Annotated in this window: 18 protein-coding genes; 9 read left to right on the top strand and 9 right to left on the bottom strand. The window is 71.3% G+C overall.

The window, feature by feature from the left end; genetic code table 11:
- Nucleotides 1-62: 62 nt before the first annotated feature.
- Complete coding sequence (locus AB0B39_RS10430; protein WP_357492569.1) at nucleotides 63-1,049, bottom strand: DUF559 domain-containing protein; 987 nt, start codon at nucleotides 1,047-1,049, stop codon at nucleotides 63-65.
- Between the two features lie 927 nt (nucleotides 1,050-1,976).
- Here AB0B39_RS10430 and AB0B39_RS10425 point away from each other — a divergent pair.
- A complete protein-coding gene (locus AB0B39_RS10425) occupies nucleotides 1,977-2,777 on the top strand; it encodes a helix-turn-helix transcriptional regulator (RefSeq protein WP_357574112.1) in 801 nt (266 codons plus the stop codon).
- Nucleotides 2,768-2,959 carry a DUF397 domain-containing protein gene (locus AB0B39_RS10420; RefSeq protein ID WP_357574111.1) on the top strand — a complete coding sequence of 64 codons (192 nt, stop codon included), beginning with the start codon at nucleotides 2,768-2,770 and terminating at the stop codon, nucleotides 2,957-2,959. The genes AB0B39_RS10425 and AB0B39_RS10420 overlap by 10 nt, the downstream gene beginning before the upstream one ends.
- Nucleotides 2,960-3,133: 174 nt before the next feature.
- Here the strand turns inward: AB0B39_RS10420 and AB0B39_RS10415 are convergent, their stop codons facing one another.
- Complete coding sequence (locus AB0B39_RS10415; RefSeq protein ID WP_357574110.1) at nucleotides 3,134-3,580, bottom strand: hypothetical protein; 447 nt, start codon at nucleotides 3,578-3,580, stop codon at nucleotides 3,134-3,136.
- Nucleotides 3,581-3,784: 204 nt separating this feature from the next.
- On the bottom strand, nucleotides 3,785-6,586 hold the full coding sequence (locus AB0B39_RS10410) for a M14 family zinc carboxypeptidase (RefSeq protein WP_357574109.1): 2,802 nt from the start codon (nucleotides 6,584-6,586) through the stop codon (nucleotides 3,785-3,787).
- A gap of 168 nt (nucleotides 6,587-6,754) precedes the next feature.
- Between AB0B39_RS10410 and AB0B39_RS10405 the strand changes: the two genes are divergently transcribed.
- Nucleotides 6,755-7,126, top strand: a complete 372-nt coding sequence (locus AB0B39_RS10405) for a hypothetical protein (RefSeq protein WP_357574108.1) — start codon at nucleotides 6,755-6,757, stop codon at nucleotides 7,124-7,126.
- Between the two features lie 45 nt (nucleotides 7,127-7,171).
- Here AB0B39_RS10405 and AB0B39_RS10400 read toward each other — a convergent pair whose 3' ends face one another.
- From AB0B39_RS10400 to AB0B39_RS10380, 5 genes are all read right to left on the bottom strand, one after another.
- A complete protein-coding gene (locus tag AB0B39_RS10400; protein ID WP_357574107.1) occupies nucleotides 7,172-8,497 on the bottom strand; it encodes a glycoside hydrolase family 18 protein in 1,326 nt (441 codons plus the stop codon).
- 120 nt (nucleotides 8,498-8,617) lie between these two features.
- The gene (locus tag AB0B39_RS10395) at nucleotides 8,618-9,037 is read right to left on the bottom strand and encodes a PPOX class F420-dependent oxidoreductase (RefSeq protein ID WP_234582764.1); all 420 of its coding nucleotides are present in this window, start codon (nucleotides 9,035-9,037) and stop codon (nucleotides 8,618-8,620) included.
- Between the two features lie 101 nt (nucleotides 9,038-9,138).
- Nucleotides 9,139-9,594 (bottom strand): pyridoxamine 5'-phosphate oxidase family protein, encoded by a 456-nt coding sequence (locus tag AB0B39_RS10390; RefSeq protein WP_357574106.1) that lies wholly within the window; start codon nucleotides 9,592-9,594, stop codon nucleotides 9,139-9,141.
- Nucleotides 9,566-9,739 (bottom strand): hypothetical protein, encoded by a 174-nt coding sequence (locus tag AB0B39_RS10385; RefSeq protein WP_357574105.1) that lies wholly within the window; start codon nucleotides 9,737-9,739, stop codon nucleotides 9,566-9,568. The genes AB0B39_RS10390 and AB0B39_RS10385 overlap by 29 nt, the downstream gene beginning before the upstream one ends.
- Nucleotides 9,740-9,742: 3 nt before the next feature.
- Complete coding sequence (locus AB0B39_RS10380) at nucleotides 9,743-10,153, bottom strand: VOC family protein (RefSeq protein ID WP_357492550.1); 411 nt, start codon at nucleotides 10,151-10,153, stop codon at nucleotides 9,743-9,745.
- Between the two features lie 119 nt (nucleotides 10,154-10,272).
- Between AB0B39_RS10380 and AB0B39_RS10375 the strand changes: the two genes are divergently transcribed.
- The 5 genes from AB0B39_RS10375 (at nucleotide 10,273) to AB0B39_RS10355 (ending at nucleotide 16,006) form a co-directional block, all read left to right on the top strand.
- Complete coding sequence (locus tag AB0B39_RS10375; protein WP_357574104.1) at nucleotides 10,273-11,166, top strand: NAD(P)-dependent oxidoreductase; 894 nt, start codon at nucleotides 10,273-10,275, stop codon at nucleotides 11,164-11,166.
- Between the two features lie 48 nt (nucleotides 11,167-11,214).
- Entirely contained in the window at nucleotides 11,215-12,597 is a 1,383-nt protein-coding gene (locus AB0B39_RS10370) for a hypothetical protein (protein WP_357574103.1), read from the top strand.
- Nucleotides 12,598-12,676: 79 nt separating this feature from the next.
- Nucleotides 12,677-13,876 carry a low temperature requirement protein A gene (locus AB0B39_RS10365; protein WP_357492544.1) on the top strand — a complete coding sequence of 400 codons (1,200 nt, stop codon included), beginning with the start codon at nucleotides 12,677-12,679 and terminating at the stop codon, nucleotides 13,874-13,876.
- 166 nt (nucleotides 13,877-14,042) lie between these two features.
- Nucleotides 14,043-14,939 carry an acetyltransferase gene (locus AB0B39_RS10360; RefSeq protein WP_357574102.1) on the top strand — a complete coding sequence of 299 codons (897 nt, stop codon included), beginning with the start codon at nucleotides 14,043-14,045 and terminating at the stop codon, nucleotides 14,937-14,939.
- 80 nt (nucleotides 14,940-15,019) lie between these two features.
- Complete coding sequence (locus AB0B39_RS10355; RefSeq protein WP_357574101.1) at nucleotides 15,020-16,006, top strand: alpha/beta hydrolase; 987 nt, start codon at nucleotides 15,020-15,022, stop codon at nucleotides 16,004-16,006.
- A 72-nt stretch (nucleotides 16,007-16,078) separates the two neighbouring features.
- Here AB0B39_RS10355 and AB0B39_RS10350 read toward each other — a convergent pair whose 3' ends face one another.
- A complete protein-coding gene (locus AB0B39_RS10350; RefSeq protein WP_357492538.1) occupies nucleotides 16,079-17,194 on the bottom strand; it encodes an aldo/keto reductase in 1,116 nt (371 codons plus the stop codon).
- A gap of 108 nt (nucleotides 17,195-17,302) precedes the next feature.
- Between AB0B39_RS10350 and AB0B39_RS10345 the strand changes: the two genes are divergently transcribed.
- Nucleotides 17,303-17,917: a TetR/AcrR family transcriptional regulator gene (locus AB0B39_RS10345; RefSeq protein ID WP_357574100.1), complete on the top strand. Its 615-nt coding sequence runs from the start codon at nucleotides 17,303-17,305 to the stop codon at nucleotides 17,915-17,917.
- The last annotated feature ends 40 nt before the right edge of the window (nucleotides 17,918-17,957 follow it).

Raw genomic sequence — 17,957 nt, 5'->3', positions numbered from 1 at the left:
GTGGTGTCGATCTGGCGTCGACCGCAGCGGCGGGCGGGCGTAGTCGCCCGGTCCGTTCGGGATCAGCGGGTACGTCGCGCCGGCCGTACCTCGGAGTGCGTTGAGGTTGGGGTCCAGCCGCCCGCGACGAGAGCCCGGCGGACGGCTTCGGCGACCTCCTCGGGGCGGGCGCGGACCAGCCAGGCCGGGAAGCGCAGGATCCGGTCGCCGCTGGTCCAGACGTCGTTCTGCCGACGCATGTCGGCCGCCCACTGCCGGGCGTCCATGTGGTGCGCGCCGTCGATCTCCACCTGCACCCGCCATTGTTTCCAGTACGCGTCCAGCCAGCGGTTGCGGCCCGCCGCGTCGACCCGGTGTTGTTGCAGGTCCGGTGCGGGCAGCCGATGCTGTCGGCACAGCCGCACAAAGTTGATCTCGGACAGCGCCTGCGCGCCGCCGCTGATGTCGCCGACGGTCTGCCGGATCAGTCGTCGGCGGGGTGCCCGGGGCAGGACGTCGAGCACGGCATCCAGCTCCGCGGGCAGCACGCGGCGCTGTTGGCAACCGGCGGCCAGCACCCCCTGCGCCTCGTCCACACCGGCCGCCCATCCGGCGGCGTCCACGAGGGCGCGTGCGGTCGTCGTGCGCGGCGGGCGGGCGAGCTGGAGATGAGCGTCGGGGAGGACCGTGGTGCGATGGACCAGCACGGCGGGCATGTCGATCGGAAGCCGCCGCAGGCTGGTCCGCGCGGCGCGACGGTCGGCGGGCACCAGCACGTGCAGGGGTTCACGCCGCAGTCCCCGTACCCCGGCCTCGGCGGCGGCGGTTGCCCCGGCCAGGACTGCTCCCGCGCCCGCCGCCAGCACGGCCACCCACAGTTGCTGGTCGCGGGTCAGCCGGCCGTTGCCGGTCAACAGGACCCCTCGGCACATCGACCGCCAGCGGCCGGTGCGGATCCGGCTCCGCACCACCCCCTCGCCGAGCAGTCGCGCGGCTTGCGCGGTCGTCAGCACGCCCGCCTGCTCGAAGGCGAGCCATTCGAGAGCGTCAGCGTCATCGGCGGGCAGCATGTCGTCGAGCGTTGCGGTTGGTTGGTCCCCGCGCCACCAGATCTTGGACAGTTACCGTCCGCAGAGGACGGTAACTGTCCAAGATCTGCGCGGACGCTGTGAGGGGAGCCCCAGGCGGTGAAGCGTTCGGTCAGTTTGGCGGGTGGGGGTGGGGTGCTCGGGTTGAGTGCGGCGAGGTGGGCGGCGGCCTCGGCCTGAAGCGCCGCCAGGTGGGCCAGTCGGGCCGGGCGATCCAGCCGGTATGTCGCGAGGAGGCGGAGCTTGGCGGGCGAGCAGGGCCACGCGATGCCGCACGTGCCGCAGCGCCACGTCGGACGGGCCGGCTGGTGGTTGGGAGCGCGACGGGGCATCAGCCGACCCGTACCGGGCCGCGCCGGATCGGTCGCCGAGCACCGGGCGGGGCGGGCGCGGCGGGTCCCGAGGACGTGGGCCGGGTGGGTGCGGAGGGCCGGGAGGGCGCGGTGGGCGGGGAGGTGAGCCAGCATCAGGTACAGCTCGCGGCGGGCGATGGCGTCGCCGTTTGGGCCGAGCTGGTAGGCGTCTATCCACAACAAACCGTGGTACGTGTGCCGGTCGGTGAGGGCGCGGATCACGCGAACGGTGATGGGGCGGGTGAACTGCGGGCTCGCGGCGCGGGTCAGGTACAGAAGGTCACCGGACCGCACCTGCGGTGGCTGGTCGATGGGCATGGTCATCCCCCTGGCAGGCGTTGGGAGGGGCCGCCCCTTGAGTGCTCGCCCAGAGGGCGGCCCCGGTACGAACGCGTCCGCCGGGTCTCGGGTCCTCCACCGGCCGCGCCGCTGGTGACACTCTGCTGTGGAGTCCATTACGCTCGGAAGGTGGTTCGCCGGCTCGGGCTGAGCTGGCGAAACATTCCACGCCGGGCAGTGGCGTGAGTAATTGATCTTCCGGCTTGGGGAGCTTTGAATGGCTGATCTGCCGCACCCGCTCGCCGCGTTCATCGTGGGCGAGATCCGTCGCGCCCGAGGAGCCGCCGGGATGACGCAGGAGGCGTTCGGTCGGGGTGCCGGCTTCAGTGCCTCGCATGTCAGTGCCGTCGAGGGCGAGACCCGGGCGCTCACGATGGACTTCATCAAGGGCGCCGACCGCGCCTTCAAGAACGGCGGCCTGTTCGAACGCATGGTCGCGAAGCTCGGGGCGCCGTCCTGGTTCCTGCCGTGGTTGGACGCCGAACGCGTCGCGACTCAGCTCCGGTCCTGGCAGCCGTCCCTGGTACCCGGCCTGCTCCAGACCGAGCAGTACGCCCGAGCGGTCATTCGCTGCGACGACACACTCAGCGATGAGGAGGTCGATAAGCGGCTTGCTGCTCGGCTCGACCGGCAATCGATCCTCACTCAGCCGAACGCACCGCAACTTGTCGCGGTCATCGGGGAGGAGGTGCTGCGGCGCGCGGGCGAGGACTTTCGAGGAATCATGGCAGGGCAGATCACGCACCTGACGGCCATGGCGGAACGCCCAAACGTCAGTGTCCACATCGTGCCGGGCGATGTGAGCATGCACGCCGGGCTGACTGGTCCGTTCATCCTGGCTCGGGCCGCCGATGGCAAATGGGTCGGCCAACTGGAGAATCAGCTTGGCGGGCTGGTCATCAGCAACGACGATGACGTGGCTACGCTTCTGTCGAAGTGGGAGACCGTACGGAACGAGGCCCTACCTCGGCGGCAGTCAACCGACCTGATGAAGGAAGTGGTGACGTCATGGACCTGATTGGCGCTACGTGGCGCAAGTCCACTCGCAGCGGCTCCAGCGGGGGCGATTGCGTCGAGGTTGCGGACAACCTGCCGGGCATCGTCGGTGTGCGGGACTCCAAGGACCCCGACGGGCCGGCCCTGGTCTTCGGGCAGGCGTCGTGGCAAGCGTTCGTCACCCAGGTCGCCGGGCGGTCGTAGCCGGCGGGCGGAGGACCGCCCCGGTACGGGAGGGCGGCGCCATCCAATGAACGCCGTGGAGCTGATGTCGCGCCTGATTCGTCGACGACATCAGCTCCACAGCCTCCATTGCCGCCCCGGGTGCCAACGCGGGGCGACGTGGTCGACATCCTCGGTGCTGGCGAGCGCCTTTCGTCAGCCGTCGATGCTGCGGAAGGTGTTGGAGGCGCAGGAGTAACCCGAGTAGTCCTGAGGACCGTTCGCCCCGCAGATCTCCATCCGGACCACGTCGTTCGCGTAGACCTGAGCCGGGTCCCAGATGACCGAACTCCCGGAGCCGCCGCCGTTGTACCTGGTGCCCCTCAGAACGCCGTTGACGTAGACCCGACCCAGGACTCCGTCGCCGTTGGCGCAGGTGTCCCGCACGACGAAATAGTCGTCGTTCATGCCGCCGCCGGGCGCACCCTCGCCGTAGTCGACGAAGTCGAGCCGACCGCCCTCGCACATCGCGTAGTCGTCCCAATAGGTCACGTCATGGTCGTCGTTGCCGGCCGCGGAGGCCGGGGAGGCGCCGACGACCAGGGCACCGGCGACCGCCGCGATCGCCATCGACATTGTGAGCGCGAGACGCTGGACCTGCATGTGCGACCTCCACGAGTGGTGCTGTCTGGCCGACGGATCCGCCGGCCCGACCCCACGGTATTGGCGCGCTTTGGCACGTTTCCAGAGGCGACGTCTGTTCCGCACGGGCCGCGTCTGTCCGCCCCGGTCAGGGGTGAGTTCGGTCCTGTCCCGAACAGGTCGTTCGGGACAGGACGTCGCTCGGCGGATCGTCGTGCGGGTCAGTCAGGCGACCACCGACCGCAGTGGCACTCCGGCGGCGCGCAGCGCGCGTACCAGATCGTTCGTGAAGGGGTGTTCGTCGGCCTGGAGGCCCTGCGGGTTGGGGAGCACGACGTACGCCGAGGTGCCCTTCGCGGACGTCCGGGCGTCGGTGGTGAAGCGTTCGACGATGGCCCTCGTGCGGGCCAGGTCCGTCGCCGCGACCTCGATGGTGATCGGCCGCCATCCGCCGCCCAGGTCCGCCGCGACCGGCGCTGCGGCGGCGCTGGCGCGCGCCGCGTCGGTGCCGGGCGTGCGTCGGGCGTCGGGTGCGCCCGGCGGGTAGAGCAGCGCGTTGGCCACCAGGTGCAGACCATTCTCGTTGTACGCGCGGAAGAGCGGGTTGAACGCGAACAGCACCGACCTGCCGGTGCCGGTCGGCTCGTCGACGACCGCCGCCGTGCCCTTGAGGATGTCCGCGCCGACGGTGTAGCCGTTGGCCCAGAACGTGTCGCCGGCCGGGTAGGTGAGCACGTTCGTCCCGGTGGTGCTGGGGTTGAGGATCGGATCGCTGTTGTTGAACTCGAAGTCCTCGGCGGGGCGGCCGAGAGCGACCGGGTTGTCGGTTTCGACGTCGACCCGCAGGTGCGAGCCGATCACCAGGTAGTCGGCCGGTTTGGTCTTCTCCGTGGTGGAGGTGAGCCCGGCGGCGCGGGCCAGCCGGGTGCCCTCGTTGCGCAGCCCGACGTAGGTGTGGCCCTGGGTGATCCAGTCGCGCAGGTTGGCCTGCCCGGCGGCGGTCAGTCCGCCGGTGGCGCTGCTGCCGTCGGGGACCAGCAGCACCGTACGCCCGGTGAACGCCGCGGTGTTGTCGTTGATGTCGGCAGTGGTGACCGGTGTGAGGTCAAGTCCCCACCGCTTGCCGAGGACGTACCGGGCCTCGCCGTGCGAGCCGGACGTGGTGGAGATGCCGGTGCCCTGGAACAGCCCGACGTCGGGCAGGTCGAGGCGCGTCCCGGTGGGGCGCCCACCGGGGGTGAGGGTGACCCCGGCGGCCTCGGCCAGGTCGTCGACCGTACGGCTCAGCCGGCTCGCCGGGATCGCGACGCGGCTGGTGGCCAGGTCGCGCACGAGCGGCACGCCGCGGCCGAGCAGGGTGAAGGTGAACTCCGCGGCGGCTGCCGAGTCCAGCGGGTACGTGTAGGAGCCCCACGGCCACGCCAGGCCGCTCCGGCCGCCGGTGATCTCCCGGACGAGCTGGGCGTTCGGCCGGACGTCGTCGCCCGTGTAGATCGTGGACACGCCCATCAGCAGCGGGTTGCTCCAGGAGGACACGTCGTAGAAGTACGGGAACGGCACGTACGGGTCCTCGCCCATGATCGCCTGGATCCAGTGTTTCTGCGGCTGGTCCATCGGGATCCAGTACGCCCCCTTGGGCACCGTCACGTTTGTGGCGCTGCGGCCGCCGAAGACCCGGGCGGTGGGCACGCGGGTGGGCTTGCGCACCTCGTACACCTCGACGTCCATGCGGCGTAGCCGCTCGACGAGCCGGCGGACGTCGGCGAGCTGCCGGTCCGGCAGCAGGAAGTACGAGCGGATCGTGATGTCGGGCACCGGGAACTGGACCTCGTTGGTGGGCTGCACCACCTCGTTCGGCTCGAGGGCGCCCGCCCGGCCCTCGGCGAGCGCGTCGGTCCAGATGTCGAAGTAGCCGTCCAGCACCTCCCGCTTGTTGGCGGCGGCCCAGCCGAGCGTCGACCACTGGGTGTGGAACTGCTGCTGCACCCGGTCGGCGACGGCCGAGGCGCTGCCCTTCTCGTACGTCATGCCGGCCGCGCCGAAACCGGTGGTCGGCACGGTGTCGCCGTACCCCATGAAGAACATGTCGTACGTGTCGTAGTTGAAGTAGCACTCGGTCGTGACGGTGTCGTCGCACGCGCCGTTGTAGCCGAAGCCGGCCTTGTTGGCCTCGCCGATCCGGTTGATCCAGTCCACCGCCTCGCCGGCGATCTCGTGGTGGATCGGGTCGGCGTTGGGCGGGAAGAAGTACTCCCGGCCGCCCATCTCGTGCGCGTCGATGAAGACTTGCGGCGGGTAGCGGCGCAGCAGTTCGAGTTTGCCGTCCGTCTCCTGCTGGGTGCGGGCGAACCAGTCCCGGTTCAGGTCGAAGCCGTACTCGTTCTGCCGCCGGGTCGCGTCGCGGCCGTCCGGGTTCTGGGTCGGGACGATGATGGTGACCAGGTTGTCGTTGCGGCGCGCGACCTCGCAGGACAGGCCGGCGGCCAACTCGTACAGTGTCTTGAGGGCCGCGTCGGTGCCGCTCTTCTCACCGCCGTGCACGTTCGCGGTGACCCAGACGATGGCGGGGCTGTCCTTAGCCGTCCGCGCGGCGGTCCGTGCGCTCGTCCGGCGGGGGTCACGCAGGTCGCGTACGTCGTCGGCGATCTTTCGCAGCGCGGACGGCCGCACGTGGCGCTCGTTGGACACCACCGCGTACGGCAGGGGCTGGCCGAGCACGCTGGTGGCCGTCACGCCCGTGACGACGCGGTCGGAGGCCCGGTCCACGGCCCCGAGGTAGGTGCGGACCTCGTCGTTGGTGACGACCCGCTCCTGTCCCGTTCCGAGGGGGAAGCCGAGCACGGCCTCCGGGGTGGGTACGCCGCCCAGCCGTGCGCCCGGGTCGGTGCTGCATCGCGACGGTGGGGCGGCGCTCGCCGATGGTGTGCCGCCGAGCAGGGGAGTCGTGCCGAGAAGGAGCGCGATCGCGGCGACGCCTGCCAGCCGCCTGGGAGGGACAGTCCAGAACGGACGCGATGATGGGGCCATGTCTCGGGTTCCCTTCTTGGGGGAAAGCCTCGCAGTGGCCGGAGCCTATGAACGGGCCGACGCGGCGGTCAAGGTCTGATCGACACCGATGACTGCATGGGATGCCGGCTCCGGGAGCGACTGGCAGGATGGTGGTGTGACTCAGCGTCGTCCTGGAGGGAGCAGAACGTGCCGGAGGCGATAACGATCGCGGTTCGTCCGGATCTTCCGTCCGCCGATGTCCAGCGCTCGTTGGCGTCCTGGCTGCGCGCCGACGACCGCCTCCGTGACGGGGTCGCCCTGACGCCACCGGAGGGGACATCCGAGGGCGGCGCGGACGTGCTGCGGGTGGCGGTCGAGGACGCCGGCACCGCCATGGTGCTCGTCCAGGCGGTCGCCGGGTGGCTCACCCACCGCCGCGACGACGTGTCGGTGGGGTTCAGCCGGCGGGACGGCTGGTCGGCCGACCTGGACGTGTCCCGCGCGCGGGACATGACCCAGGTGACCGCGCTCATCGAGGCCACCGTGCGCGCGGTGACGCCGGAGGCACGACGCCCGTGACCCCGTGCGGCGCGGGCCGCACGTGATCACGGGCGTCGGGTACGCCTACCAGGTGGTCAGGCCGAGGTCGATCGTCCTGGTCAGGGTGGCGTTGTCGTCGTCGCCGTCGAGTGACCAGACCATCGCGCCGGCCAGGCCGGCCCGCCGGATGTAGAGCGTCTTCTGCAACACGACCGCCGGGTCGTCGTACGTCCAGAAGGTCGTACCGTCGAAGAGCCAGGCGTGCCCGGCCCGCAGGTCGCGGTGCACGGTGTAGCCGTTGCCGGCCAGGGCCTTGAGGTTCTTGTAGTCCTCGTAGCCGGCCTCGAAGGTCGCCGGCGCGGGCCCGGCGGCCGGCTGGAACAGGCCGTTGCCGCCGCCGGTGACGCCGGTCCAGCCGCGACCGTAGTAGGGGATGCCCAGGACCAGCTTGCCGCGCGGCGCTCCACGGTCGATCCAGCCGTCGATGGCCACCTCGACAGAGAAGTCCGGGTTGTCCGGCGAGCCCGCCGGCACGCGCAGCGCGGACTGCTGGTTGGCCACGGCCTCCCAGCCGCCGTGGAAGTCGTACCCCTGCACGGTGGCGAAGTCGAGGTACGTGAAGATCTTGCGGCCCTCGTAGCCGGCGTCCATCGTGGCCGGGTTGGCCGGCAGGAAGGCCGTCAGCGGGTGGTGCGCGCGGGTCGTGCGCCCGTACGCGTCGAGCTGCCGGCGGAACTCGGCCAGCAGCTTGGTGAAGTTCTCCCGGTCCTGCGGGCGGATGACGTTGCCGGGCTCGCCGTCCCAGTTCGGCCACTCCCAGTCGAGGTCGACGCCGTCGAAGACGCCCGCCGCCGCGCCGGGTGCGCCGGGCAGGTTGCCCTTGAGGTACAGGTCGATGCAGGACGCGACGAACGCCTTGCGGGAGGCGTCGGTGCGGGCGGCGTTGGAGAAGTACGTCGACCAGCTCCACCCGCCCAGCGAGATCAGCACCTTCAGGCCGGGGTGCTTGGCCTTGAGCTTGGCGAGCTGGCCGAAGTTGCCGTTGAGCGCCTGGCCGGGGGCGTCGGCGACGCCGTCCACGCTCTCGTCGGCGGAAACCGGCCGTTGATAGTCGGCCCAGGCGTCGCCCTCGCCCGGCCCGCCGTCCACATAGCAGCGACCGTCCTCGCTGACGTTGCCGAAGGCATAGTTGAGGTGGGTGAGGCGGCTCGCGGCCCCCGAGGCGTCGAGCTTCTTGATCGTGAAGGCCCGGCCGTAGATGCCCCACTGGGTGAAGTAGCCGACCCGGTGGTAGCCGGGCTGGCGGTCGGGCCGGGCGGCGGCGCTCGCCGCGGTGGGCGGGGCGGCGGTGAGCAGCAGGGTCGCCACGGCGAGGACGGCGGTGAGGCGGCGGTGACGCAATTGTCGCATCGGCACTCCCACGAGGGATCAAGCAGAATTAGTAAAGACACTTATCTGATTGATGAAGTTAAGCCGATCACGCTCTGCGGTCAAGAGCCGCCGCTGTGCCGCCGTCCCCGCGTCGGACGGTCAGCCGACCTGGCTGTTGTCCTTGAGCGAGCCCCAACCGTGCCAGCGGTCGATCTCGATGAGGGCGCTGACCCGACCCCGCTCCCGCCGTGGGTAGGCATTGCCCGTGTAGTGCCGGGACAGCCTGTCGATGTCGGCGAGATCCTCATCGGCGCGCAGCTCGGCGACGTGCCCGATGATGCTGACGTGGGTGTACCAGCCGGCCTCGTCCAGCACCGTGAGCGACACCCGAGGATCGTTGCGGACGTGCTCCAACCGGCGGCGGCTCTCGTCCATGTTGACCAGGATCCGGCCGTCTTCCCACAGGTACCAGGTCGCGGCGGACACCGGCTGACCACCGTTGCGGAGCGTGGTCATGACGGCCGGGTTCGGCTTGCGCAGCATCTCGACCGCGGCCTCGGGAAGCGGTGGCTTGGACATGAAGGCTCCTCCTCGCATGAGCGTTTACCCCTGCACGGTACGCACCCGCCCGGCCCGCGCACGGCAGGACGCGGATCGCGGCGGGCAGGAGGCCGAAGGGCTCAGTCGAGCCAACTGCCGTCGCGCATGAGGACGCGTCCCCGCAGCTCGTTGGCCTCCCGCCAGGCCAGGATGCGCCGCGGCCGGATCACGAAGTACTGGTAGGGCTCGGCGATTCCGCTCGGGTCGAAACCGGTCCTGGTGGCGAACGCCGTACGCCTCTCGTCGCCCAGTTCGGCGGTGTCCACCGGCTCGGCGGCACCGTCGACGATGACGACGTCGCGCGTCGTCCCCAGGCTGAGCCGCACCCGACCGTCCCCGAGCAGGTTGCGGCCGGTGACCGAGGCGCGCGGCGTCGAGATGAGAAACACGCTCCCGTCCCAGAGGTAGGAGAGCGGGACGAGGTGCACGCCGTCCGGGGAGCCCGACGTGGCGACCCAGAGGTCGACGTCGTTCTCCAGTCTCGCGCGCGTGTCCCTCAGCCGCTCCTCACGCCCCCGCGGTGGCGTGCTCGCCACGTCTGCCCCCGTCGACCTCGTGCTCCCCGATCGGTTCGGTCGCCCCCGCCGCGACCAACGGCACGTCCGGCACGTGACGCAGCCGTGCGAGGTCGTTCAGGCTCTGCTCCTCGGCGCGTGCGCGCCCCCAGGCGGCGAGACACATGGCTCAGCGCACCTCCTGGATGCGGACCATGTTGCCGGCGGGATCGCGAAAGGCGCAGTCGCGGATGCCGTACGGCTGCTCGGTCGGCTCCTGGACGACCTCGGCGTCGCCGGACTGGATCTTCTCGAAGGTGCCGTCCAGGTCCCGGGTCGCCAGCAGGATCCACCCGTAGGTGCCCTTGGCCATCATCTCGGCGATGGTGCGCCGCTCGTCCTCGGTGATGCCGGGGTCGGCGGCCGGCGGGGCCAGCAGGATGGACGTGCCGGGCTGGTCGACGGGGCCGACGGTGATCCACCGCATCGTGCCCTTGCCGACGTCGCTGCGGACCTCGAAGCCGAGGACGTCGCGGTAGAAGGCCACCGAGGCGTCCGGGTCGACGTGCGGAAGAACTGTCGTGTGAATGGTGATGTCCATGCTGGCCATGCTAGGTAGGGCCGTTGGCGCGTACTTCTCGATTCCTGATCGATGCGGCGGTGCCGGGCGCGGATGCACCCGCCTGCGGCGTGCCCGAGCCGGCCGGAGAGGATGGGGTCATGACCGATCCCGTACTGCCCGGACGCGTCGTCGTCACCGGCGCCACCGGCAAGCTCGGCCGGGCCGTGGTCGCCCACCTGCGCGGCCTGGGCGTGGACGTGCTGGCGATGGACCGCGTCGGCGGGCGCGACCCCCGCGACGTCGACGGCGAGTTCCTCCTGTCCGACCTGACCGACTACGGGCAGGTGGTCGAGGCGTTCACCGGGGGCACCGACGAGCACGCCGGTGGCGTCGAGGCGGTCGTGCACCTGGCCGCGGTCCCGGCGCCCGGGCTGCTGTCCAACGCGGCCACGTTCGCGAACAACTCCGCCGCGACGTACAACGTCTTCGCCGCCGCCCGCGCGGCCGGCATCAAGCGGGTGGTGTGGGCGTCCAGCGAGACGGTGCTCGGGCTGCCGTTCGACACCCCGCCGCCGTACGCGCCTGTCGACGAGGAGTACGCGCCCCGGCCGGAGTCGACGTACTCGCTGAACAAGGCCCTCGAGGAGGAGATGGCGCGGCACTTCTGCCGGTGGGACCCGGAGCTGGTCATGGTGGGCCTGCGGTTCTCCAACGTGATGGACGTCGAGGACTACCTGCAGTTCCCCTCCTTCGACGCCGATCCGCGCTCGCGGCGGTGGAACCTGTGGGGCTACATCGACGCCCGCGACGGCGCCCAGGCGGTCGAGCGGGCCCTCGCGTACGACCAGCCCGGCGCGGAGGTGTTCATCATCGCCAACGCCGACACCGTCATGACCTCCTCGAGCGCCAGCCTGATGGCCGAGGTGTATCCGGGTGTCGAGATCCGCAAGGAGCTGGGCGAGCACGAGACCCTGCTCAGCATCGACAAGGCGCGGCGGCTGCTGGGCTACGACCCCCGGCACTCGTGGCGCGACCACGTCGACCAGTTGTAGGCCGTCTCAGCACGTAACCCGGTTGTGCCGCACGGTCAGAATGTATGCGTGAGCCTCGATATCGATCACGTGTACGTGCCGGTCAAGTTCGACCTCGGCGGCACGGTGCAGGACGTGGAACCAGCGCTCCCGCTGCTGGCCAGACTGGGTGCCACCTCCGTCGATGTCGTCCAGCACGAGGAGACCCGGGCCTACAACATCTCCTACCTGGCCACCCATCCGCCGGTGTTGCAGATCTCCCTCGGCACGTCGGCGGTCCGCATCGGCCGTACGACGTGGGCGACCAGCACCCAGATCGTCATCTACCCGGCGCTCGGCGTGATCTCGGTGGACCTGCGGTTCGCCGCGCCGGAGCCCGCCGTCAGCACGGAGGACATCTGCCGGTTCTACGACGACCTCGTCCGCGAGAACACCCTCGACTACTTCCGGCACCTGCGCGACCTGGACACCTTCCCGCCGAACCTGGCCGGGCACCTGAGCATGATCGAGGCCGAGCCCCGGGAGCACGGCGGGCTGACGGTGTCCGCCCACGTCCAGGCGGTGCGCGCCATCCTGCGCGAGTCGGCCGGCTTCGAACCCCGCGAGCGCCGCTACCCGTTCCAGAACATGCGTCAGTTCTTCGTCCTGCGCGGTCCCGAACGGTCCGAGAACGACCCGCTCGTGGAGTCGCTGCTGCGGCTCTCCGCCCTGCCGGTGACCGCGGGCGCGGCCGCCGACGACGGGCCGCTGCGCCTGCCCGGCCTGCTGGTCCGCACCACCGGCTGGTCCACCGTGGCGGTCCTGCACGACGGGGTACGGGGAGCGTCGGCGGCGGCCCGCATGGTCCAGGACATGTACGGCCAGATCCACGCCCAGTGGTTCTTCTGCCAACTGTGGGTGGGTGTGGACCCGAACGACCGCGACGAACTCGTCGGGCCGGGTCACTCGCTCGGCGCGCGCATCACCCAGCTGGCCCGGGTGCAGTTGCAACTGAGTCGAGGGCTGGCCGAGGTCGGCAACGTGGACCTCATGTACCGCGACCCCATGCGCATCGCGGTGGCCACGTTCCTCATCGACGGGCTGCGGGTTCCCCGGCACCTGCAGGCCGCCCGGCAGCGCCTCGAACTGCTGCGCAGCAATCTGAGCCAGCTCTTCGGGTTGCAGACGGCGCTGTTCCAGCAGCGCCTCCAGTGGTTGTTCTCGGTCACCGCGGTCGCTGGCGTCGCGGCGCTGCTGCCCGAGATGCTCCAGGTCAACAGCATGCGCTGGCGGATCGTGACCATCGCCCTGTTCGGCACGCTGGCGCTGTTCTGCTGGCTGCTGATCCGGCTGCTCGGCCGCGCCGGCCTGCGCGCCGACCGGCGGGCCCGGCGGACCCGGACGAGGCGGCGGACCGCCCGAACGAGGCGCTGGGGACGCGGCGCCGACAGTCCTCCAGGCGATCCGGCATAACCACCGGGCGTACCGACAGACCGGGATAAAGTCCCCTCAACGGGTACGAGGCGGGACCGGTCGGCGAGGGGGTGCGGCCATGCTGACGCGCACCTGGATGCGCGGGCTGGCCGACAGCAGGAGCCCACGCTCGGCGACCGTCCTGGAACTGCTCTTCGACATCGTGTACGTCTTCGCGCTCGCCCGCCTCGCCGGGCGGGTCGCGGACGACCTGACCATCGTCCGGCACACGCTGCTGTCCGAGGCGGGCCAGACGCTGCTGTTCTTCACGGCGATGTGGATGATCTGGTCGCTGAACGCGTTGCTGGCAAGCACCTACGACCCGCGCCGGGTCGAAATCCAGGTCGTCCTTCTCGCCACCATGTTCGGCACCCTGGTGCTGGCGGTCTCGCTGCCGCAGGCGTTCGGCCAACGCGGCATGATCTTCGCCTGCACGTACGTCGTCATCCAGCTCGGCAGACCGCTCTACCTGGCGTTCGCCCTGCGGGGTCACCCGGCCCAGATGTTCTCGTACCGGGTGTTGGCCTGGCACACGGTCTCCGGCGTGTTCTGGATCAGTGGCGGCATCGACGGCGGGCTCGGCCGTGGCGTTCTCTGGACGCTCGCGCTCGCCATCGAGCTCGTCGGCGCGGCCTCCGACTGGCCGGTGCCGCGTATCGGCCGGGTGCCGCTGGCCAACCTGGTCACGGTCTCCGAGGTGCACCTCGCGGAGCGGTACAACCAGTTCTTCATGATCGCGCTGGCCGAGGTGGTGCTCGAAACCGGCGCCGCCGTCAGCTTTCCGGGCTTCTCGACCGAGCGGACCATCACCCTCGTGGCCGCCTTCGTGGCCGTGGTCTCGTTCTGGCGGATCTACTTCTACCACGTGGGGCCGGGCCGCCAGGCCACCGGCAGCGCCGGCGGTGAGGGCCTGCAACTGTCCCGGTGGGCGAGCTACAGCCTGCTGCTCATCGTCGGCGGCATCATCTGCACCGCAGTCGGCTTCGGGCAGGTCATCGAGGATCCCCACCCGCCCATCGACTGGGCTCTGGTGGCCATCATCTTCGGCGGCCCGGTGCTGTTCCTGATCGGGCGGAGCTACCTGGAGCGGACGCACCGCTCCGCGCCGCGCTGCTGGATGTTGTTCGTCGGCGCGCTGGCGCTGGTCGTGGCGGCCCTGCCCAGCGTCCTTCTCCCGCCGGTCGCCGTGACCGCCGCGGCGGCGCTGATCCTGGCCGGGATCGCCCTCGCCGACGGGCGGCTCCACCAACGCGGCGCGGAGACCAACCCGACGTTGTGAGCCGGGCCCCGCGCAACGTTGTGGGACTGCCGGCGCTTCGCGTAGGTTGGCGGGCACGCCGTCGAGCCGAGAGGAGGTCAGAACAATGTCCGATGTTCTGCGCCCCCTCCGCGCACCGGCGTCCACGCGGATCTGACCCGGGGCGCTCGCTTTCCGGAGGTCCGCCATGACCAGTCTCGTCATCCGCCCGCTCTCCGCGGGCGAGGAAAACCTGTTCGACTCCATGACCGACCCGCTGCCCCAACTGCGGCAGATCGCGTACGCCGACGGCATCACCGGCGGCGGCTACCGACCCGAGAACACCTGGATCGCCCTGCGCGACGGCCGGGTGGTCGGGCGGGCGGCCTGGCTCCTCCCGCCCGGAGCGGTGGGCGCTCCCTGGCTGGAGCGGTTCGACCTGGCCGCCGAGCCGCAGGTCGGGGCCGCGCTGCTGCACGCCGCCCACGAGGCGCTGGGAGGTCCCGGTCGGTACTACGCGGCCCTGCCCGCGCACTGGCGGCGTCGACCCGAGGTGCTGGCCGTGGTCACCGCGCCGATGGAGGCGGCCCGACTCGCCGGCCTGGTCGAGGTGGGTGAGCGGCTGCGGTGCTCGTGGACGGGCACGCCGCTGCCGACGACCTCCGGCCGGTACACGTTCCGACCGCCCGTCGACGTGGCGGAGATCAACGCCCTGGTCGCCCGGGTCGCCCAACCGGACGTGCTGACCGGCGCGGAGATCGCGCGCGCCGTCAGCGGCGTCGACCTGGCCACCGATCCGTTGGCCTGGCTGGGGGAGTCGACCGACCAGTGGCGCGTCGGCGTGGCGGGCGGGCAGCCGGTCGGCCTGGTCGGCACGGCCGGCGACGCCTGCTACCCACTGCTGGCGTACCTCGGCCTGCTCGACGACGCGGCGCGCGGTGAGCTGCTGGCCGAGGCGGTCCGGGTGCTCGCCGCCGGAGGCGCCCGGGAGGTGATCGCCGACGTGGACGCCCACCGCGTCGCGGTGCTTGCCGAGCTGGAGCGGACCGGGTTCCGGCAACTCCGCTCGCGCGTGCTGTTCGCGCCGCCGGCCGAGAAGGCGTAGCCCGTCGGGGGTGCGCCCCGCGTCACCCGGGGCGCACCCCGCACCGGCGACACCGCCGGCTCCTGCCAGGATCTGTGCCCATGCCGGAGATCATCGCCCTCATCGTCGGCGGATCGGCGCTGGTCGTGGCGGCGGTCGCCGGGCTCTACCTCTGGCCGCTGCGCCGCCGTGAGCTGCGGCTCGCACCGGGCGATCCGCTGGACTTCGCCGCCGCCACCCGCATCGCCGAGACCATCAGGGCGGCGGAGACCGCCGATCCGGAGATCCGGCCGGAGTCGCGCAGCCGCCTGCTGAGCCACGGCTCCCGTACCGGCAGGGCCGTGCTGCTGCTGCACGGATACACCCTCGCGCCGGAGCAGTACGACGCGTTGGCCGAGGTGTTCTTCGCCCGGGGCTACAACGTGTGGATTCCGCGGGCCCCGCACCACGGCACCGTCGACCGGCGGGCCCACCACCGGGTCGAGGCCGCCGAGCTGACGACGTACGCCGCCCAGGCCGTGACCGTCGCGGCGGGCCTGGGGGACGAGGTGGGTGTCGTGGGCATCTCCGGCGGCGCGGTGCTGGCCGCGTGGCTGGCCCAGGTCCGTGGTGACGTCGTCCGGCGGCTGTTGCTGCTGTCGCCGTTCTTCGGCCCGGATCCCCGCCAGGCCCCGGCCTTCGCGGTCCGACCACTCATCACGCTGTACGGGCGCCGCCTCCTGCGCGACCGCGTCAACTCGCGGGGATACTCGTTCTCGGCCGTCACCCAGTACCTGACGATCGCACGGACGCTGCCGCGTCCGCCACGGCGCACCGGACTGCTGAGCGCGGCCGTGGCGATCAGCCCGCTCGACGCGGTGGTGGACCCCGCCGCGGCGGTGCGGGGGCCGCGCCGCATCGCGCGGGCGAACGGCGTCGCGCTGCGGGTCTGCGCGCTGCCGCAGGCGTGGGGTGTCCGCCACAACACCCTCGACCTCACCGCACTCGGCACCGACGCCGACGAACTGCTCCGGCTGTACGTCGACCTCTACGAGGGCGGTCCGGCGTCGACGTCCGGGCTCGTCGGGACCGTCAGCGTCGGCGGCTGAACGCGATCGTCGCCCGGCGGCGCACCGCGGAGTCGTCCACCTGCCTCCGCGGCGCACCGCCGTCCGCGGCGACTACCGCGCCGCCGCCTGTCCCGCTTCCCGGGCACCGTTGAACACCGGCGGGGCGTAACCGGCGGGCTTGTCGCCGACGCCGAGGCCGGGGCTCACCACCCAGGACTGGTACTGCGGGGTGAACATGCCGTAGGGCGGCCCGAGGGTCGGGGCACTGGCCTCGTCGAGTCGGCGGCGGGCGTCGGCCGGGATCTCGAAGTCGAGCGCACCGAAGTTGCCGCCGACCTGCTCCGGGCTGCTCGCTCCGATGATCACCGAGCCGACGGCGGGCTGGGTGACCACCCAGTTGATCGCGACCTGCGCCATGCTGCGACCCAGGTCGGCGGCCACGCTCTCCAGCGCGTCGATGACCTTCCAGTCGTTGGGGCTGATCTCCCGACCCGCGGCGTTGGGGGTGGTCAACCGTCCGGTACCGCTCAGGCCCTCGCTGGTGCGCCGGTACTTGCCGCTGAGCAGGCCGCCGCCGATCGGGCTGAACGCGGTGATGCCCATCCCCAGGGTCTGGGCCATGGACACGAACTCCGCCTCGATGTCCCGCATGACCAGGGAGTACGGCAGCTGCACGTTGATCATCGGGGCGAGCCCGTGCGCCTCGGCGTAGCTCTGCGCGCGGGCCGCGTACCAGGCCGGCACGTCGGAGAGGCCGGCGTACCGGATCTTGCCGGAGCGCACCAGGTCGTCGAGTGTGTGCACGACCTCCTCGACCGGGGTGATCCGGTCCCAGGTGTGCAGAAGGTACAGGTCGATGTAGTCGGTGCCGAGCCGGCGCAGCGACGCCTCCACGGCCCGCATGACGTGTTTGCGGCCGTTGCCGCTGGCGTTCGGGTCGGTCGGGTCGACGGTGTTGGTGGCCTTGCTGGTGAGCACGAGTCGTTCGCGGACGCCTGCCTTGTCGATGAGACGGCCGAGGATCTTCTCGCTCTCCCCAGCGGTGTAGAAGTCCGCCGTGTCGATGAGGTTCCCGCCCGCCTCCAGGTACCGCCGGAAGATCGGCTCGGCCTCCTCCTCGGTCTTGCCGTACGCGGCGTGGAACCCGTCGACGCCGAAGTTCATGGTGCCCAGCGCCAGTCGGCTCACCCGCAGGCCCGACCGTCCGAGCAGGTAGTAGTGGTTCATCGTGGTGCCCTCTCGATCGTGATGGGGGCGCGGAGCGGACCGCGCGGACCCGACCTTTGCTCGCCAAAAATGGACCTGCAAGTCCAAAACCGCGCTACGGTGGGGGCCATGACACGCGCGTTGACCCGCAAGGGTGCGGCGACCCGGGCGCGGATCGTCGCCGGCGCCGCAGCCGAGATCCGCGAGCGCGGCGTCGACGAGGTACGCCTCGAAGACGTGATGGCCCACACCGGCACCAGCAAGGGCCAGCTCTTTCACTACTTCCCGGACGGCAAGGAGGAGTTGCTGCTCGCGGTCGCCCAGCACGAGGCCGACCAGGTGCTCACCGACCAGGAGCCGATGCTCAGCAACCTGACGTCCTGGCCGGCCTGGCAGGCGTGGCGCGACCGGCTCATCGAGCGCTACCTCGCGCAGGGCGTGAAGTGCCCGCTCAACGGCCTGCTCGGCCAGACCGGCCGACGGGCGCCGGGCGCGCAGGCCATCGTGACCGGGCTCATGTGGCGGTGGCAGGAGGCGATCGCCATGGGCATCCGGCACATGCAGTCGACAGGTGACATCGCCCCGGACGTGGACGCCGACCGCGCGTCGGCGGCGTTGCTGGCCGGTATCCAGGGCGGCGTCCTGCTGCTGCTCTCCACCGGCAGGATCGACCACCTGGAGGCCGCCCTCGACCTCACCATCGACTCCCTGCGGGCCGGCGGCGACAGCCCTTCCCGCGCCTGACGGGAGGGTGGGACGATCGCCCGTCTGCCGGTCTGCTGAG

It is taken from the genome of Micromonospora sp. NPDC049114 (genome assembly GCF_040648635.1).
Lineage (GTDB): Bacteria > Actinomycetota > Actinomycetes > Mycobacteriales > Micromonosporaceae > Micromonospora.
The sequence above is the reverse complement of the archived record's forward strand: the minus strand, read 5'-3'. Positions and strand labels throughout refer to the sequence as shown.

What these genes read in the sequence shown, in the direction of transcription:
- AB0B39_RS10430 (WP_357492569.1), bottom strand. Translation starts at nt 1,049, where the DNA reads ATGCTGCCCGCCGATGACGCTGACGCTCTCGAATGGCTCGCCTTCGAG.
- AB0B39_RS10425 (WP_357574112.1), top strand. Translation starts at nt 1,977, where the DNA reads ATGGCTGATCTGCCGCACCCGCTCGCCGCGTTCATCGTGGGCGAGATC.
- AB0B39_RS10420 (WP_357574111.1), top strand. Translation starts at nt 2,768, where the DNA reads ATGGACCTGATTGGCGCTACGTGGCGCAAGTCCACTCGCAGCGGCTCC.
- AB0B39_RS10415 (WP_357574110.1), bottom strand. Translation starts at nt 3,580, where the DNA reads ATGCAGGTCCAGCGTCTCGCGCTCACAATGTCGATGGCGATCGCGGCG.
- AB0B39_RS10410 (WP_357574109.1), bottom strand. Translation starts at nt 6,586, where the DNA reads ATGGCCCCATCATCGCGTCCGTTCTGGACTGTCCCTCCCAGGCGGCTG.
- AB0B39_RS10400 (WP_357574107.1), bottom strand. Translation starts at nt 8,497, where the DNA reads ATGCGACAATTGCGTCACCGCCGCCTCACCGCCGTCCTCGCCGTGGCG.
- AB0B39_RS10395 (WP_234582764.1), bottom strand. Translation starts at nt 9,037, where the DNA reads ATGTCCAAGCCACCGCTTCCCGAGGCCGCGGTCGAGATGCTGCGCAAG.
- AB0B39_RS10385 (WP_357574105.1), bottom strand. Translation starts at nt 9,739, where the DNA reads ATGTGTCTCGCCGCCTGGGGGCGCGCACGCGCCGAGGAGCAGAGCCTG.
- AB0B39_RS10380 (WP_357492550.1), bottom strand. Translation starts at nt 10,153, where the DNA reads ATGGACATCACCATTCACACGACAGTTCTTCCGCACGTCGACCCGGAC.
- AB0B39_RS10375 (WP_357574104.1), top strand. Translation starts at nt 10,273, where the DNA reads ATGACCGATCCCGTACTGCCCGGACGCGTCGTCGTCACCGGCGCCACC.
- AB0B39_RS10365 (WP_357492544.1), top strand. Translation starts at nt 12,677, where the DNA reads ATGCTGACGCGCACCTGGATGCGCGGGCTGGCCGACAGCAGGAGCCCA.
- AB0B39_RS10360 (WP_357574102.1), top strand. Translation starts at nt 14,043, where the DNA reads ATGACCAGTCTCGTCATCCGCCCGCTCTCCGCGGGCGAGGAAAACCTG.
- AB0B39_RS10355 (WP_357574101.1), top strand. Translation starts at nt 15,020, where the DNA reads ATGCCGGAGATCATCGCCCTCATCGTCGGCGGATCGGCGCTGGTCGTG.
- AB0B39_RS10350 (WP_357492538.1), bottom strand. Translation starts at nt 17,194, where the DNA reads ATGAACCACTACTACCTGCTCGGACGGTCGGGCCTGCGGGTGAGCCGA.
- AB0B39_RS10345 (WP_357574100.1), top strand. Translation starts at nt 17,303, where the DNA reads ATGACACGCGCGTTGACCCGCAAGGGTGCGGCGACCCGGGCGCGGATC.